The sequence below is a fragment of the Alphaproteobacteria bacterium genome (assembly GCA_016699735.1).
GTDB lineage: Bacteria > Pseudomonadota > Alphaproteobacteria > Micavibrionales > Micavibrionaceae > JAGNKE01.
This window is the reverse complement of the sequence record CP065008.1, coordinates 2,588,716-2,601,957: the sequence shown is the minus strand read 5'-3', so window position 1 is coordinate 2,601,957 and position 13,242 is coordinate 2,588,716. Positions and strand designations below refer to the sequence as shown.

General features: G+C 50.1%; 13 protein-coding genes and 3 pseudogenes. 13 read left to right on the top strand and 3 right to left on the bottom strand.

The genetic code is table 11. From position 1 onward, the window contains the following. Positions 1–3 precede the first annotated feature (3 nt). Complete coding sequence (locus IPN28_12920) at positions 4–825, bottom strand: DUF1963 domain-containing protein (protein QQS57133.1); 822 nt, start codon at positions 823–825, stop codon at positions 4–6. Continuing rightward, positions 818–2,271: pseudogene (locus tag IPN28_12915) on the bottom strand (3' terminal RNA ribose 2'-O-methyltransferase Hen1). The gene IPN28_12920 and the pseudogene IPN28_12915 overlap by 8 nt, the downstream one beginning before the upstream one ends. 743 nt (positions 2,272–3,014) lie before the next feature. On the opposite strand from IPN28_12915, the gene IPN28_12910 reads away from it, so the two are divergent. From IPN28_12910 to IPN28_12875, 8 genes and pseudogenes are all read left to right on the top strand, one after another. After that, on the top strand, positions 3,015–3,407 hold the full coding sequence (locus IPN28_12910; GenBank protein QQS57132.1) for a hypothetical protein: 393 nt from the start codon (positions 3,015–3,017) through the stop codon (positions 3,405–3,407). Between the two features lie 23 nt (positions 3,408–3,430). Then, positions 3,431–3,640, top strand: a complete 210-nt coding sequence (locus IPN28_12905; protein QQS57131.1) for a DUF4173 domain-containing protein — start codon at positions 3,431–3,433, stop codon at positions 3,638–3,640. Next, on the top strand, positions 3,637–4,200 hold the full coding sequence (locus tag IPN28_12900) for a DUF4173 domain-containing protein (GenBank protein ID QQS57130.1): 564 nt from the start codon (positions 3,637–3,639) through the stop codon (positions 4,198–4,200). Before IPN28_12905 ends, IPN28_12900 begins: the two co-directional genes overlap by 4 nt. Beyond that, a pseudogene (locus IPN28_12895) lies at positions 4,200–4,882 on the top strand (response regulator transcription factor). The gene IPN28_12900 and the pseudogene IPN28_12895 overlap by 1 nt, the downstream one beginning before the upstream one ends. 57 nt (positions 4,883–4,939) lie before the next feature. Beyond that, positions 4,940–6,465, top strand: a pseudogene (locus IPN28_12890) (HAMP domain-containing histidine kinase). A gap of 385 nt (positions 6,466–6,850) precedes the next feature. Then, positions 6,851–7,351: a hypothetical protein gene (locus IPN28_12885; GenBank protein ID QQS57129.1), complete on the top strand. Its 501-nt coding sequence runs from the start codon at positions 6,851–6,853 to the stop codon at positions 7,349–7,351. Between the two features lie 64 nt (positions 7,352–7,415). Further along, entirely contained in the window at positions 7,416–8,036 is a 621-nt protein-coding gene (locus IPN28_12880; protein ID QQS57128.1) for a hypothetical protein, read from the top strand. After that, positions 7,967–8,299 (top strand): PcfJ domain-containing protein, encoded by a 333-nt coding sequence (locus IPN28_12875; GenBank protein ID QQS57127.1) that lies wholly within the window; start codon positions 7,967–7,969, stop codon positions 8,297–8,299. The genes IPN28_12880 and IPN28_12875 overlap by 70 nt, the downstream gene beginning before the upstream one ends. A 223-nt stretch (positions 8,300–8,522) precedes the next feature. On the opposite strand, the gene IPN28_12870 is transcribed toward IPN28_12875, so the two are convergent. Further along, positions 8,523–9,068: a helix-turn-helix transcriptional regulator gene (locus IPN28_12870; GenBank protein ID QQS57126.1), complete on the bottom strand. Its 546-nt coding sequence runs from the start codon at positions 9,066–9,068 to the stop codon at positions 8,523–8,525. Between the two features lie 132 nt (positions 9,069–9,200). Here IPN28_12870 and IPN28_12865 point away from each other — a divergent pair, with 132 nt between their 5' ends. The 5 genes from IPN28_12865 to IPN28_12845 all read left to right on the top strand — a co-directional run bounded on the left by IPN28_12865 (position 9,201) and on the right by IPN28_12845 (position 13,234). Then, entirely contained in the window at positions 9,201–9,611 is a 411-nt protein-coding gene (locus IPN28_12865; protein ID QQS57125.1) for a hypothetical protein, read from the top strand. Next, entirely contained in the window at positions 9,611–9,850 is a 240-nt protein-coding gene (locus IPN28_12860; GenBank protein QQS57124.1) for a hypothetical protein, read from the top strand. Before IPN28_12865 ends, IPN28_12860 begins: the two co-directional genes overlap by 1 nt. A 2-nt stretch (positions 9,851–9,852) precedes the next feature. Then, the gene (locus IPN28_12855) at positions 9,853–11,211 is read left to right on the top strand and encodes a hypothetical protein (protein QQS57123.1); all 1,359 of its coding nucleotides are present in this window, start codon (positions 9,853–9,855) and stop codon (positions 11,209–11,211) included. Positions 11,212–11,576: 365 nt separating this feature from the next. After that, on the top strand, positions 11,577–12,293 hold the full coding sequence (locus IPN28_12850) for a hypothetical protein (GenBank protein QQS57122.1): 717 nt from the start codon (positions 11,577–11,579) through the stop codon (positions 12,291–12,293). Further along, the gene (locus IPN28_12845) at positions 12,287–13,234 is read left to right on the top strand and encodes an AAA family ATPase (GenBank protein ID QQS57121.1); all 948 of its coding nucleotides are present in this window, start codon (positions 12,287–12,289) and stop codon (positions 13,232–13,234) included. The genes IPN28_12850 and IPN28_12845 overlap by 7 nt, the downstream gene beginning before the upstream one ends. Positions 13,235–13,242: the final 8 nt, after the last annotated feature.

Below are 13,242 nucleotides of genomic sequence, written 5' to 3'. Positions count from 1 at the left end.
TTGTTAACAGCAATCCCAGTTATATAAGACCTTCGAAAAATCCAGCGCCTTAAGTTTTCTCTCACTGATAAAAAAATTCGCTACCCCGCAGTCACCCCAGAGAATGTTATTTTTATCATCGCTATCGATTTGCAGAAGAAGAATGTCTTTAACACTGTACTCATACTTGCTTTCACGCGGATCACTTTGGGTGAAGTGGGCGTAACCTCCGATCCTATGTCCGGTATGATCAAAGGAGTCATTATAATCATGCACAAGCGCTTCAGGCAGATCTTTCAATAGCGCGCCCGCTTGAAAATCATCAAAATTAACGGGCATTTCTTCTTTTGAAAAGGAGAGGGACAAGGATGGACAATCATCTTCAAAAGGTGAGGACTCATCCCACTTCAATTTGTCCCCAAAGGAGCTCTGTAAGCCAGTTTTTTCCAAGTCTGGGTAATAAACAAGCCGAAAAGAGTCTTGTCTGACAGGATCAGAAAAATCAAGGCCATAAAGGTCGTTAACACCAAGCCAGAATTGCAAAATTCCCTTTTGTGGAAATGGATCAAGTGCGGGAACCTCTCCGAAATTGATTTGCGCGAGCAAATGTAGATCACTGCCGTCACTCATTTGCGGCCAGACCACGCCTTCCGGCATATAGGGTGTGCCTCCGAATTTGCTTTGCCATGGCGGGAGGTCTGATTCAGGCTTTGCATCAATTTTGATGTAAGGTTTTATAGTCGATTGGATCAATTTGTTATAATCTGCAAGAGATTCCTTTTTCTCTATTTTAGTATTTTCTTTTGCAATTGCAGGGGCTTGCTTTTTCTTAAACCAATTAAACATTTAATTTTTCCTTTTCAGGCTTCACAAACACCGCCATCTGGGATGGGGCGCCAAGTTTCTCATCGATGTCACCGATAGGGGCGAAGGTAACGTCATAGCCGAAGCTGGTTGCCACGCGGGTTCCCCAATCCTCGAACTGCTTGCGGGTCCATTCGAAACGGTGGTCGGCGTGGCGAAACTGCCCCGCCGGGAGGGTTTCGAACAGGGCGTTATATTCGCCGTTCGGCGTCGTGACCAGCACCACGCGGACGCCAGCCCCGAACACAGCCCGTTCGAGGGCAGGCAGGCGGGGCTCGTCCACATGCTCGATCACCTCGACCAGCACGAGTGCGTCATAGTCCTTGAACCGCTTGTCCTTATAGGTCAGGGCGGATTGAAACAATTCAATCTCCGGCTCGCCGCGCTTCGGGAAACGGCTTTGCAGGCGCTCATTGGCGATTTCAAGACTTTGCGTGGAGACGTCGCATCCCGCGATCTTGCTGAAGCCCTTTTGCTTTTTCAGAATCCTCAGCAGCTTGCCTTCGCCGCACCCAACGTCCAGAACCGTGCTGACGTTATGCTCGCGCAAGGCGGCGATGACCGTTTCGTGGCGCAGTCTGTGGAGACTGATCTTTTTCTCTTCCGGCGCGGCGGCGCTCAGGGTTTCTTCCAGCGCTTCTTCCTGCGCGTCGGCCTTAATCGTTTTCTCGCCCTCTAACTCTTCCGTTTCTTCCAGGGGGACTTCATCCTTTAACTGATCCAGAGCCATGCGCGAAAAGGAGCGCAGGTTGCGGAAATAGCGCCGTGCGATTATGTCCTTTGTGGGTGATCCTTCAGCCAGCCCTTGCCGTTTTGCAGCAGCTTTTCGACCTCCGCATCGCCGATGAAATAATGCTTCTTGTTATCGAGAACAGGGATCAGGACATAGAGATGCGTGAGCAACTCCCGCAGCGGGCAGGTTTTGCGCAGGGTGACGGTATAATAGGGGCTAGTTCCCCAGCTCGGGAATTTGGGATCAAGAGGCGTGGGAACGATTTCCACCGCATAGCCCAGCGGTTCGAAGAGTTCACGCAGAAACTCCTCCTTGGCGCGGCAGGGCAAGGAATAGATGATGGCTTCCAGCGGGATGGCGGCATCGACAAGCTCCTGCCTGTGCTTGCTTTTACCGGACAGAAGTGTGCCAAAGACGCGGTTAATCGCCACGCTCATGAAGGAGGACGCGACATAGGGGCGGTCGTTGACATATTGTTCGAGCGAGAAGGTCGAACCCTTTTCCTTGCGGACCAGCCCGACAGGATCCACCTCCAGCAGCAGCGCGGCGGTGCATTTCTTTTCCGTGGCTTCGGGGTAGAAGACATGCGCCGTGCCGAAGGGCAGTTCCTTGCTGTGCAGCCGCTCCGGGCTTTTATGCAGCAGATAGCCCATGTCCGTGGCCGGTTTGTGCGTCGTCGTAATGGTCAGTAACATTCTAATATCCCAATAAAAAACCCGCTTTTGAGGGCGGGCCGGTCATTACAAATCTAGTCTCGTAACGTTCAGCCAGCGCAAAAACCCGCGATTGGGTTGCGGTTCAAGTGGGGTTGGCATTGGTGAAAACGTTCAGTCATGTGGGTAAACATAAGCGAAGTTTTTAATTTTTGCAACGTTGTCCTGCACGAGATCTGCACACAAAGACCTGAATATACAGAAACTGCGCTCATATTTTTTGCATATCCTTTCGATAAAACAAAAATATGACGAAACTGTATCAAAAACCCTGTCTCAGCATTTGCATTTTTAGCGATAAGCCCCTGCACCCCGTTTTAAAGCAGGCTTTTTATAATATCCCGCAGAGTTTGCAGCGGGATGCGTGGTGGCTTGTCGAAAACGCGGATTTTTTTGAACAGGACAAAGCCATTCATCGAGTTCCAAGCGCGAAGGAAAAGACCAATCCATGACACATGTTCTATCGCCCTTTAGGGGCTCATTCCGGCTTAAAATTGTTTCTTCTTTGAGTTTAACCCTTTTGGCAGACTTTTTATTTTACGGACATCAGGCAGGCTGGATCTCCGGTTTTTTTCGGTTTTTTGCTTATAGGCTTTACCATTCACAATCCGGGAACTCTGGAAACCCGAGCGGGCCGGATTATTTCACTTCTGATGATAGTCCAGTGCGGCCTTCTGGTTGAGAAAACCAGCCTACTAAGCATTTTTCTGATTGTTATTGGAACGGTGAGCCTTGCGATTATTTCCCAGGGTGGCTTGCAAAAAGATGCGATGGCTTGGATTGGCAAACTAGCCAGTTTTTTCCTGTTTCTCCTCCATCCCTTGAGCAAGGCAGCGATCGCTTACAGAAAGTATCAACGCAGATACATGCCGCAGGGCACTGTGTCGGGATTTATGCGCGGCTGGTTCTTGCCAGTTGTTCTGTCTTTTGTGTTTATCATGCTTTTCTCCAGCGCAAACCCGATCATCACTCGATGGGTTTCGGTTGTGAATCCCGAGTTTTTTGTCAAACACTTTTCTTTGGGGCGGGTGTTTTTCTGGCTTATTACCGGGGCCATGATTTTTTCCGTTCTCCGGTCGAGATTGATCGTCCAAAAGCCAGAAGGCTTGAGGCGCTGAGGGAGGACGATGAACTCAGGCCTATGCGCCTTACCGAGTGGGCTTTTACCAAAGAGGCGGTTTTAAGGTCTTTGGTTATATTCAATCTGATGTTTGCCTGCCAGACGGTGCTGGATATGAATTACCTTTGGGCCGGAATGGACTTGCCAAAGGGTATAACCTACGCCCGGTATGCCCAGCAGGGCGCCTATCCGCTGATCGTGACCGCTCTTCTTGCGGCGGTTTTGTTTTGATCACACAGAACGCCGACCCAGAGATTTCTGGATCGAGGACTGTTCGGGGTTTGATTTATCTCTGGGTCATGCAAAACGTGCTTCTGGTTGTTTCGTCCATTTACCGCACGAATATGTATGTAGAGGTGTACGCCCTTACCTACTGGCGCGTGGCGGCCTTTATATGGATGGGGCTGGTGGCGATGGGCCTTTGCTGGATTATTGTTCGGAGCCTCTTGAATAAATCGAATACCTGGCTGATTAACGCGAACGTCCTGACGCTGCTGGGTGTGCTGTATATAACCAGTTTCTTGAATATCGGCGGTATTATCGCGGAATATAATGTCACGCATTCACGCGAAATCTCCGGTAAGGGCGTCTCTCTTGACGTGGTATATTTAAAAGAAATCGGAAGTCCTGCTATTCCGGCTCTTAAAAGGTATTCTCGAACAATAGGTGGCTCATTTTCTAGTGCTGCCGTCTTTAGAATGATCCAGTCCCTGCGAAGGGATATGGACGACTGGCGGCGGTGGACTTATAGTGAGTACCGCCTGCTCAAATCCTTGGAAAGTCAGGAATAATGGCCAAAACAATTCTAGTCGTCGATGATGATCCGCATATCCGCGATGTCGTGGTCTTTGCCGTCGAGAAGGCAGGGATGGCGGCCAGCGAAGTCAGCGACGGGCGGCAGGCGCTTGAAAAGGCCAAAGGCGCTGAATACGACCTCATCGTTCTTGATATCAATATGCCCGAGATGGACGGGTTGGAGGTTTGTAAGGAGATAAGAAAAACGTCCAATGTCCCGGTTCTTTTTCTCTCTTCGCGTGATGAGGAGATCGACAGAATTCTGGGGCTGGAGCTGGGGGCCGATGATTATTTGACCAAGCCCTTCAGTCCGCGGGAGCTGGTGGCGCGGGTCAAGGCGATCCTCAAGCGTGCACAGTCCCCCCACCCAAGACTCTTGATCAGACTGTCATGTGCGGTGCGCTGAAAATTGACACTGTGCGGCATCAGGCTTTCTGGAGCGGGCAGGGGGTTGATCTGACGGCTACGGAATTTTCAATCGTGCATGGCATGGCGCAATACCCGGATCGGCTGTTCACCCGCGATCAGATCATGACCATGGCACATGGCGCGAATACGTTCGTCAGCGACCGGACGATCGACAGTCATATCCGCAATATCCGTAGGAAATTTGCGGAAAAAGGCTGTGAAGGTCTGATTACAACGCTGCGCGGTGTGGGGTATAAGCTGACGCCATGAAAAAAGCCTCTCAAGGCCCGCATCCGCCTACGAACGATCCTTCTGATCGTCAATATCATGGTGTGTTTTGCTGCCGCTTGGCGGCGTAATGTTCTTCAGGCTATACGAAAACGCACTGGTGCAGCAGACGGAAAACGAACTGATCACGCAGGCGGCGGTTCTTGCCGCTGTCTATAAAAACGAAATTCTCAAACGCCTGACTGAAAGGGACAGTTACGGGGTTCCTGCCGAGCAGGGTAGCATTACGAAGGTTGACGATTACTATACGCCTGTCGCGCCCGCGCTTGATCTTTCAAAAACGCAGGTGCTGCCGCCCAGAGGGACGGAAAGCCGGGGCAGATCACGGCTCCGTTCGCGCAGGAGGTTGGGCAGGCGCTGACCCCGGTTATTACGGAGGCGCAAAAGACGAATTTATCCGGCATCAAGATCCTCGATTTCAACGGCGTCGTGGTGGCGGGGCGGCAGGAGGTCGGGCTGGATTTATCGGATGTGCCCGAAGTAAAGAGAGCGTTGACTGGCAATTATACCAGTGTGATCCGTGAACGTATTTCCGACGAGCCGCCGTAAGCGCTGGCGTCGATCAGCCGCGGTACGGGCATTCGCGTCTTCGTGGCGTTGCCTATTTTAGATGAGGACCGGGTGCTGGGGGTTGTCTACCTCTCGCGCACGCCGCAGAATATTCTTAAGCATATGTACGCCGAGAAAGGTAAGGTGATCATTGTCGGCCTGATCCTTGCGGGGGCCACGCTGTTGATCGCGCTGCTGACATCCTCCATGATATCCCGCCCCATCAATCGGCTGATCGACAGGACCGAGCGTTTTGCCGCTGGGGATTCCAAAGCGCTTCACATGAAGGAGGGTGGGGGGGTTCAGGAGATTGAGCTTCTAGAGGAAAGTTTCACGCGCATGGCGCACTCCCTCACCGAACGTTCGGAATATATCCGCACTTTTGCCATGCACGTCTCGCATGAATTTAAGACGCCGATTACGGCCATTCAGGGGTCGGCGGAACTTCTGCTAGATCATCTCGATGACATGGACGAGGCAAAAAAGCGCCAGTTTTTAGAGAATATCATTTCCGACAGCGACCGCCTCAAAAGGCTGGTCAGCCGCTTGCTGGAACTGGCGCGGGCGGATAATACGATCATCTCGGATGATGACTGCGATCCGGCGGGGGTTCTGCAAAAAATCCGTGAGAGGTATAACGAGACGCTTAAATGTCCCTCGATAACAAGGCCCGATCAAATGTTAGAATATCGGCCGAGAACCTTGAGACTGTCCTGATCAACCTTTGCGATAATGCGCTGCAGAACGGGGCGGATGAATTGCAGATTAGTGTAAGAGAGCAGCAGGATTTAGCCGTAATCCGATTGCAGGATAACGGCAGTGGGGTCTCCACCGCCAATGCCGCCAAAATCTTCACACCGTTTTTCACGACGCGGAGGCAGGAAGGCGGAACGGGGATTGGCCTCGGCATTGTGACCTCCATTATCCATGCTTATGGCGGCGCAGTTCGGCTTGTCGAAGGTAGCAGTGGTTCAGGAGGCGCTTGCTTCGAAATTATCCTTCAGAGAACGAAGTAAATAAAACTTGATTTTATTATTTCATTCATGATAGCAGAATGCTCCTCTCAAAAAGGGAGAAGCCGATGAGAGATATTGTCATACACTTCAGCTAGCCGATCCTGCGGACAATGCGGACGGGCAGGGCTTTTTTATCTTTACATCAGCCCGTACCCTGAACTCTCTTTAATCTCACATTATCCGATGGACGGAGCGCTTTAAGGGCTTTTGTGCACGCGTGATGCTGCGCCGGAGTCTTTACGCAATTCCTGCGCCTTGCGCAGGGATTCCGCCAACGCGTTTCATACAGAGAAAACATGAAGATTTTTAACAAAGCACACAGGGGCTGTGCCTTGCGCGCAGCTTTGACTTTAACGCACACACGTCCGAGAGGACTGATTTTAATATGATTCGACGAACAAAAAGCAGGCTGGAGGGCTTAAGTCCGGCCATCAAAGCACATATCCTGCGGCTGGGTTTTGCTGACTGCAGGGCTTATTTCCGTTGGTGCCGCCAGAATGCGTATCAGGAGGTTCTTAAAAAGAGCCTGCAGCAGCGTGAGGCCGAGATCGAGGTTCGGGAGCGGGAACTGCGGAACCGCCAGGAGGAGGCTCGCGTGCACCATAATCCAGTGGTTTTTATCCGCGAGGCTTGCCACAAACGTATCCAGCCGGAGCAAGTGAGCCGCCGGTTCTGGGGGGCTATTGCTGAAACTCTTCAATTCGAAGATGAAAAGCCCGAATTCCAGAGCGGTTTGGCGGAGTTCCTGATTTGGCTTCATAAAAAATCAGACTTTTGCTGGAGCAGGAAAGGGGTGGACGCCCTATCTCCGTGCGGCGACGCGGCTTTATCTTTACCGCCAGAATTGGATCCGGGAGCCGAAGACGTGGAAGCCACGATCTTATAATGCACGAAAGCAGTTTGCTTCGCTGGCGCAGCATCTCTTTGCGCGCTATCCGGTGCCGTCCTTTATGGAATCCGCATGGTTTGATACACGCAAGGACGGGGCTTTAAAGCGCCGATGGTATATCCATCTAGGCGCGGGGCGTAATATGCGAACGGCTCCTGAGTTGCCTGTGCCTTTGACCAAAATGGTTGCTCATCATTTTATCTTGGCGCCAAATTGCTGTGGCATTCTGGAGGCATTCCGGTGGGCACAGGTGTGCGCTTTTGGTGGCGATGAAAGATTGGCTCTGGCTGTTGCCAGAACATGGCTTGGGCAAACCTATGAACACGCTGCATTCTGGGATTCCGTTGTCCGTTATTTTATCGAGCAGCGTGAACTGCCTCATACACAGATTCCCGTTGTTGTCGATTATCTTCAGTCACAGAAATACAAGGTCCGCGAGTGCGTCACTGGGCCGGGGACTGTTGAAACAATTCAGCCCCCGCAGCCTAAATTGCGGATGCACGGGCGTTCTCTTGCTGCGCTTTTGCGGCAGGTCGAGCGCTGGCAGAAGGAGGAAAAAAAGCTCGCTGGCGTTCAAAACCTTTATTTCAAAAATCAGGCATTAAGGAATTTTTGTGGTCTCCGACCAAAAGCCCGGATGAATACTGGACGATCCGCGAATTGCTTTCCGGCGCAGACCTGATCCGTGAGGGGCGGACGCTAAATCATTGTGTGGCGACGTACGCGAGATATTGCACCTCCGGGTGGTGCTCCTTATGGTCGCTGGAGCGCCATCAAGGCGGAAAGGTTGAAAAATGCCAGACTCTGGAGGTTGATGACGAGCGTGAGATCGTGCAGTGCGCCGGGCATAACAACCGCGATCCTTCGATAGAGGAGATGAAAGCCGTGCGAAAGTGGGCGGACACTGCGCGATTGAAAATTGCGCCGTGGGTTGTTGCTGGCTGACTGGACTAAAGCTGAAAGAATTATGATTTCTGCTTATATTCAGGACGAACCAGATGGTCGAAGAATCCATAATCCCAGTTCCGCATAGCCATAACCAAAGTCACCCCATCACGATTGTCTATGGGCCAGTTCGATTCCTCGTGAGATATCTCGCTGAATTCGCGGGCCAGTCGCAACAATTTGTGCTGAAATTCCGCAGCACTGGCCTTTGAAAGTGAACCATTTAAAACACGCAAAAACCTATGCTCACCGCGAAAACTGCTATTAAAGTATTCCTGCCCGACATGTTCACGAAAGAACCGCTCAAACGGGCCATTCTCAATCCAGGAAAATTAGGGCTAATTAGCAACTTAATTCTATTTTGTGGGAGGAGTTGGATAATACCGATTTTATCGAGCTTAAGTAACTTTAATAAACATTCGTTTTCGTTTAACATGAAATATTGCGTGATATTCTCCATTGTCCAGTGATTAAAGACACAAACGGTGACCAGTATTAACGAGACATCTTGGACGATTTCTGATTCCTGCCTGTGCGATAGCTGTTCGATTCTCTCCTGAGAAGCGTCCATTTTCTTGACCAGATCACTGATTTCCATGCCTAGCATGTGACACACTCTATCTAGCCGCTCCAAAGAAAAATGCTGCTCCGAAAACATGCGCTTTACACTGGCTTCAGATAAGTCAAGCGTTTGCGCTACATCCGCATAGGTCTTTCCCTGGGCCTTAAGACTCTGCTTTAACGTTTGAAGCAATAAAGCGGTCTGCATCACACCTCACCTGAAATGGTATTAAAATACGATACTATTCTAATAATATTCTGCAACTTATGTCAAATTGGTATTTTATATTGCTTCCTGTATGTAAGATAAGGATGTTCAAACATTTTTAAGGAGAAAAATATGAACATATTTGCTCGTATTACGGCCACGCTCACCGGCAAACTGGATGAGATGGTGTCCCATGTTGAAAACCATGATGCCGTTGTGGCGGTGGCCCTTAAGGATACGTGCGCGGCTGCCGCAAAAGCCAAAGTGCGGCTAGAGCGCGTGCACAGGGATGGTGAAGCCATGCATAAACGCTTACAGGAAGCGATGCGGATGGAGAGGCTTTGGGAAAATCGCGCTAAAGAAACTGCAGCAAAGGACGAGCAAAAGCCCTTGCTTGTATCGCCAGACGCAACCAATGCCGCGAACAGGCCGCACAAATCCAGACCGCTCTCGCACGCCACGAAGAACTGGAAATCAAGATCAGAGAAAATGTGCAGCGTATGGAGCAGCGTCTGCGTGATATCACTCAGCAACAGAACCTGATGCGTTCTCGGCAGTCTACTGCAGACGCCCTGCGGATTATCAGCAAGATTGAAGGAGCTACCGACTATGGAATCGAAGATACCTTTGACCGTTGGGAAATGCTGATTACCGAGACGGAGTATTCCGTTGGCCAGATGCCGGATACGGACGCTCTCGATATGTCCTTTGTAAAAGACGAAAACACCGCGCATTTACAGGCAGAGCTTGCCGCGTTGCTGGATGTTAAAAAGGGAGAATAGAAATGTTTATTCACACGGAAATCAGTAAGACCTCTAGTTTGAAAAAAAATTTTTCCAACCCGGAGTCGGTCCAATCAAACATCCTTGATCTTATCCGAAATTTTGCCAATTTTGCATCGTTGCTGCGGGTTTGCGGAGCTTTAATCATGCTTATAGCCATGTCCACTTATCTGATGCAAGGATGGTCTCATGGCAACGATATCAGCCGTTATTACATGCTGCTTTCACAAACCTTCCTGCTGGCCGTCGGAGGGCTTGGACTGAGCTTTCTTTTAAAGGAAAATAAGGGCGCTCGGGTCTTTTTTGGGCTGGGCCTGATTTCTATTTCGGTTAATATGACAACATTGGGCGCACTCATCTTCTCGACCACGCAGTGGGGGGGCGGTTTGGGCCAATATCCCAGTTTTGCCAAATGGGTTGCACCGGAATTCGATGCTCTCATGGTGACTTTGCTGGCTACTCTAGCAATCAGTGTTCCGGTTGCATGGGTCAGTCATAAAGTGCTCGCACGCCGCTCCGTGCAGACACTATGTGGACTCTTCTTGTTCACAAACCTGCTTCTGCTTCTGCCCGTTCGCGAATCTGTCTACGTGGGGGTAACCACAATGATTGCCGTCACTCTTCCTCTGACTTTGTTATTCAAGCGTATGTCACAGGATAGCACCTTGCGGACGCCCGAGGGGTTGTTTGCGATGGCCACTGTATTTGTGCCAGCGGGAATTCTCCTCTGCCGCAGTCTTTGGCTTTATCCGGTGGACGAAATCCAGCAAATCACACTGGCTGGCACGGCATATATTGCTTTGTACTTCTGCGCGCAGCAGACAGAAGAAGCGTCTTTTGCACGGAGAGTGATAAACCTGCTATCTTTTGGTGCGGTTTTAGGGGTGGCTTTACCTGCGGCTATGTTGGCTGATCGCTATCTTTCAGGGGCATTAGCTATTAATGTCTTCGGCATCATCTTTGCGGGGTTCATGCTGCATATATCTGCACGCTGCCAAAACCCGACTCGTCTTATCCGTCTTGCACTCATTGTCCTTGCCGTCTGCCATATCCGTCCAGTTTTGTCCACTGAGGATATGTCTAACGCTGTTTTGTGTATTGTTAGCGGATTGACGATCATCGCCGTGAGTCGTCGGCATGGTTTTCGTGACCTGATGGTGATGGGCGGGGTGACTGTACTGGTCGGCGTCGGGCGGCAAATCCTGGAATTGGTACAACTGATTGATTTGTCAAATTGGGTTACATTGTCGGTATTAGGTGGCGCTATTATAATTATAGCCTCATTGTTTGAGCGCCACGGTGCCTTCATTAAAATGAAATGGGATCGCTTAGTCCAACCCGCAACAAATGAGCACGAATGATCTAAACCCTGTCCGGGCAAAATGTCCGGGCCGGGTCGTTTGATCATGTCTAAATTATTCTCCAAGGATGTCCCTTCAATTTCCAATTTCCTGTGCATGGTTTTCGGGGTGCGGGGTAGGGTATGGTATGGTTAAGACAGAAGTGTATAAATAACTCTTTGTTTTCAATGCTTAGAGAGACCTCGCGTTTGCTGCCCCGCAACCAGTTTTCCAGATATCAGGCTGCCTCCCCTTGGCGGCTTTTTATTAGGTTTTGCTTGGAGAGGTCTGTAAAGCGTCAGTTTTGAGTTGCTGTCTTTCACAAAAACCCATTGGTTTTTGACTAAAAAACGTGTGAGAATGCCGCTTGTCGTGAGTTAGTTGGCATGGACCAAGGGCAGTTTGAGGCTTTGTTGAGGTACTATCTGTCCTGCTTGGATGCAGAAGAGGCCGTTCAGCTTAAACTCAGAAAAAATCAGGAATACAAAACACATATTTTCTTTGAGGCAAGTCGTTCTGAGCAGCTGTTCTCAAGAAATTTACCTCAGCTAGAGCTTTTTATCTCCGAGAGCAGGCAGAAAGAGTTTATTGAGCGCAAAGCTTTAGGCACAGAGACCCTGATTGATCTTTACTACGGATTTCCAGTTTATCTTGATGAGAAAGATATGCTTTTCCCGCTTTTTTATGTTGAGGTGCAGGCAAAGTTTACGCAACCCGACACGGTTGTGCTTATTCCTAAAACGGGCCGTCTTTGCATCAATCGAATGCATTTCGTAAAGGATCATGGTGCGGAAGAAATACAGAGTGTTTGCGAGGAACTGGAGGGAGAATTCGGAAGTTTTGAAGCGCGGTTGGAGGCCGCAAAGCAATATATCCCCTCGCTGAAGGACGGTTCCGAACGATGGATCAATCGTCCGGTTCTGTTCCGCACAAATCTTAAGGGATCCAAGTCCGAGCTTCGTTACGATTTGGTCAACCTTCTTAAGGATAAGGGGGTTCTGAGCCATGACACGGCCCTGAGGTTTTTTGTCCAGGGGATGAAAGAAGGGGCGAAGGAAAAGGGGGCGCTGCCGCCCCATTTGTGCTGGAAACAGGTGTGCTGAACGATCAGCAGGAAGAAGCCGTCAAACAAGGCCTCGTTTCTCCCCTGTTTGTCGTTACCGGGCCGCCGGGAACGGGAAAAACCCAGGTTGTGCAAGCGCTTATTTCCAGCGCATCTTTTGGTCATCAAACCGTTCTCTTTTCCAGCAATAACAATATGCCCGTAGACGGCGTTTACGAGCGCCTGGGGCAGGGTATGGGCCGTTCGGGAAGCTGGATGATGCGTTTAGGCAACCAGACAAAGAGAGAGCAGTGCCGCAAGACCATTTCAACTCTGATTGAAAGCTTGATGAAATCGGACGTTTTACAGCCAGATATCGATCAGGAAATTAAGACATTTGCTAATATAGAGCGCAGGATTTCCGAGATACGGGTCAATCTGAAAAAGGCGCAGCGGCTGCAGGATCAAATCGGAGGCCTTATCCTCGAGGAGGAGGGAATGATCAATCGCCTGCCTGAGGGCGTCATTGATCAAGTTTCTGGTATGATTGGGGATCCGAAGCCTTTTGAGCAAGGTCGCATAAAAACATTTGAAAATCATAGTGCGCCAGGGTTCGGATTATGGCTGCGTCTGCGGCTTTTCGGGTACAGAAAATTTAAAGACAGGCATAATGTTCTTTTGAGGGCTCTTATCGGAAACGACAAAATTTCCAAAGAATACGACACTTATGCGCTTACCGATGAATTGCCGCATGAGGCTGTAGATAGAGCCAGGGAGGCCGTCGAGTCCGTCAAGATTTATCAGGGCTGGGCGATGTGCGTTTTAAAGCGCAGGCGTCTGGAGGAGAAAATCAGGCACTATCCGACCGTGTCTGAGTTGGGTGAACTCAAGCAGGAGAAATCACAACTTTCCCGGACCCTGTTTCACAAGCGCTGGCTGGGAATATCCATAGCGCCACTCAGGAGGCGCTGGCGGCGTTTAACAATTATTTCAAAGATATAGACGATTAT

Bases quoted from the DNA above. Each gene is read 5' to 3' on its own strand.
- IPN28_12865 (QQS57125.1), top strand. From the start codon at position 9,201: ATGAACATATTTGCTCGTATTACGGCCACGCTCACCGGCAAACTGGAT.
- IPN28_12920 (QQS57133.1), bottom strand. From the start codon at position 825: ATGTTTAATTGGTTTAAGAAAAAGCAAGCCCCTGCAATTGCAAAAGAA.
- IPN28_12860 (QQS57124.1), top strand. From the start codon at position 9,611: ATGCGTTCTCGGCAGTCTACTGCAGACGCCCTGCGGATTATCAGCAAG.
- IPN28_12855 (QQS57123.1), top strand. From the start codon at position 9,853: ATGTTTATTCACACGGAAATCAGTAAGACCTCTAGTTTGAAAAAAAAT.
- IPN28_12850 (QQS57122.1), top strand. From the start codon at position 11,577: ATGGACCAAGGGCAGTTTGAGGCTTTGTTGAGGTACTATCTGTCCTGC.
- IPN28_12870 (QQS57126.1), bottom strand. From the start codon at position 9,068: ATGCAGACCGCTTTATTGCTTCAAACGTTAAAGCAGAGTCTTAAGGCC.
- IPN28_12880 (QQS57128.1), top strand. From the start codon at position 7,416: ATGGAATCCGCATGGTTTGATACACGCAAGGACGGGGCTTTAAAGCGC.
- IPN28_12885 (QQS57129.1), top strand. From the start codon at position 6,851: ATGATTCGACGAACAAAAAGCAGGCTGGAGGGCTTAAGTCCGGCCATC.
- IPN28_12905 (QQS57131.1), top strand. From the start codon at position 3,431: ATGCGCCTTACCGAGTGGGCTTTTACCAAAGAGGCGGTTTTAAGGTCT.